Origin of the sequence: Pseudonocardia sp. NPDC049154 (assembly GCF_040648315.1) — a bacterium.
Lineage (GTDB): Bacteria > Actinomycetota > Actinomycetes > Mycobacteriales > Pseudonocardiaceae > Pseudonocardia.
Map to the genome: position 1 here is coordinate 1 of NZ_JBEZDN010000246.1, position 2,817 is coordinate 2,817.

2 protein-coding genes and 1 pseudogene are annotated in these 2,817 nt (G+C 74.9%); all 3 read left to right on the forward strand.

Going from position 1 to position 2,817, the window contains the following annotated elements; genetic code table 11:
- Positions 1 to 72 precede the first annotated feature (72 nt).
- Positions 73 to 684 (forward strand): annotated as a pseudogene (locus AB0B41_RS42990) (VWA domain-containing protein); the annotation flags it as partial.
- Between the two features lie 41 nt (positions 685 to 725).
- Positions 726 to 1,340: a cob(I)yrinic acid a,c-diamide adenosyltransferase gene (cobO, locus tag AB0B41_RS42995; protein ID WP_358212986.1), complete on the forward strand. Its 615-nt coding sequence runs from the start codon at positions 726 to 728 to the stop codon at positions 1,338 to 1,340.
- Positions 1,334 to 2,722, forward strand: a complete 1,389-nt coding sequence (locus tag AB0B41_RS43000) for a cobyrinate a,c-diamide synthase (RefSeq protein ID WP_358212988.1) — start codon at positions 1,334 to 1,336, stop codon at positions 2,720 to 2,722. The genes cobO and AB0B41_RS43000 overlap by 7 nt, the downstream gene beginning before the upstream one ends.
- Positions 2,723 to 2,817 lie beyond the last annotated feature (95 nt).

Sequence of the window (2,817 nt, forward strand, 5' to 3'; positions counted from 1 at the left end):
GTGGCCGCACCGACCCTGACACATGAGACAGTACGCGTCAATCGTCTCGTGAACGATCAGGTGGTGCGCCGCGGCCCGGGCCTGCTGCTCCGGCGCGCCGACCTGCGTGCGGCGCTGCGCGAGGGCCGCGAGGGGAACCTGGTGCTGTTCGTGGTCGACGCCTCCGGGTCGATGGCCGCCCGCAAGCGGATGGCCACGGTCTCCGGCGCAGTCCTCGCCCTGCTCCGCGACGCCTACCAGCGCCGGGACAAGGTCGGCCTGGTGACCTTCCGCTCCGCCGGCGCCGAGCTCGTCCTCCCGCCGACCACGAGCGTCCCGACCGCGCAGGTCCGGATGGCCGCGATGCGGACCGGCGGCCGCACCCCGCTCGCCGACGGCCTGCTGCTCGCCCGTCGGACCCTCGCCGCCGAACGGGTGCGGGACCCGCGGCGGCGCCCGCTCGTCGTCCTGCTGACGGACGGGCGCGCCACGGTCGCGGCCCGCCCCGGCGGCGACCCCGTCGCCGACGCCCGCCGCGCCGCCGGCCTGCTCGCCGCCGACGGCGTGCACACCGTGGTGGTCGACTGCGAGTCCGGCTTCGTCAAGCTCGGCCTCGCCGGCCAGGTCGCCGTGGCCGCCGGCGCCCCCGTGATCACGGTCGACGAGCTGACCGTCGCGGACCTGACCGCCGCGGCCAGCGCCTGACCCGCCTGTCCCGATCACCGCTCCGACCAGGGAGGACGACGATGCCCCAGGGCCAGGTCCCCACCGTCCCGCAGGACGGGCTCACCACCCGCCAGCGCCGCAACCGCCCGCTGCTCGTGGTGCACACGGGCGAGATGAAGGGCAAGTCGACGGCGGCCTTCGGGCTGGCCCTGCGCGGCTGGAACCAGGGCTGGTCGATCGGCGTGTTCCAGTTCGTGAAGTCGGCGAAGTGGAAGGTCGGCGAGGAGGAGGCGTTCCGCGCGCTCGGCCGGCTGCACGAGCAGACCGGCGAGGGCGGGCCGGTCGAGTGGCACAAGATGGGTTCGGGCTGGAGCTGGAGCCGCAAGGCCGGCAGCGAGGAGGACCACGCCGCCGCGGCGCTCGAGGGCTGGCGGGAGATCCGCCGCCGGATCGAGAACCAGGTGCACGAGGTCTACGTGCTCGACGAGTTCACCTACCCGCTGAAGTGGGGCTGGGTGGACGTGCACGAGGTCGTCGAGGTGCTCACGGCGCGCGAGGGCCGCCAGCACGTGATCATCACCGGCCGCGACGCGGCGCCCGAGCTGATCGAGGCCGCGGACCTCGTCATGCAGACGACCAAGATCAAGCACCCGATGGACGCCGGGCAGAAGGGGCAGCGGGGGATCGAGTGGTAGCCCGCGCGCTCGTCGTCGCGGCCCCGGCGTCGGGGTCCGGGAAGACGACGGTCGCCACCGGCCTGATGGCCGCCCTGGCCCGGCGGGGGACCGCCGTCGCGCCGTTCAAGATCGGGCCGGACTACATCGACCCCGGATACCACGCCCTCGCCGCCGGACGCCCGGGCCGGAACCTCGACCCGGTCCTCGTCGGCGAGCAGCGCATCGGGCCGCTGGTCCGGCACGGTGCCGCCGGCTGCGAGGTCGCGGTGATCGAGGGCGTCATGGGGCTGTTCGACGGCCGCGTCGCCGACGGGTACGGCTCGACGGCCCAGGTCGCGGCCATGGTCGGTGCGCCCGTGGTGCTCGTCGTGGACTGCCGCGGGCAGTCGCGGTCGGTGGCGGCGCTGCTGCACGGCTTCCGCAGCTTCGACCCGACAACCCGCATCGCCGGGGTGATCCTCAACCGCGTCGGCTCGCCGCGGCACGAGGAGGTGCTCCGCGCGGCGTGCGACGAGATCGGGCTGCCGGTGCTCGGCGTCCTGCCCAGGCGGGCCGAGCTGGCCGTGCCGTCGCGCCACCTCGGCCTCGTGACGGCCGTCGAGCACGGGGCGGCGGCGACCGCGGCCGTCGACGCGATGGCGGCCCTGGTCGCCGAGCACGTCGACCTCGACGCGGTGGTCCGGGTGGCGGAGCCGCTGCCGGCGGGGCCGATGTGGGACCCGGCCGCCGAACTGGGCGGGTTCCGGACCGGGCCGGGCGTGCGAACCGCGGTGCTGGGCGGCGCGGCCTTCTCCTTCGGCTACGCCGAGCACGTCGAGCTGCTGGAGGCGGCGGGGTCCGAGGTCGTGCTCGTCGACCCGCTGCGCGACGAGACCCTGCCCACCGCGATCGGCGGGCTCGTCCTTCCCGGCGGGTTCCCGGAGGAGCACGTCGCGGACCTCGGCGCGAACAGCGGACTCCTCGCCGCGATCCGCGCGCTCGCGGCCGCGGGGGCGCCGATCCGCGCGGAATGCGGTGGGCTGCTCTACCTGTGCCGGGAGCTCGACGGCGTCCCGCTCGTCGGGGCCCTCGACGCCACCGCCGCGATGACCGGCCGTCTCACCCTCGGCTACCGCGACGCCGTGGCGCTGAGCGACTCGACGGGCTTCGCCGCGGGCGAGCGGGTCAGCGGGCACGAGTTCCACCACTGTGCGGTCACGCCGCGGGCCGGTGCGGCGCCGGCGTGGGGGTGGCGCGGCGGGGAACCGGAGGGATTCGTCGCGGGCGGGGTGCACGCGTCGTTCCTGCACACCCACCCCGCCGGCACGCCCGGCTCGGTGGGCCGTTTCCTGGCCGCGCACGTTCCCGCATGTGGGAGCTCGTCTCCGCGCTGCGCCGGGACGGGGTCGCGGTCCTGCTGACCACGCACCTCATGAGTGGATTCCATGCAGCGTGGTGAAATGCATCCTGATTGAACGCAGTGTATACAATGCAGCGTGGCTAAATGGATCCCCAT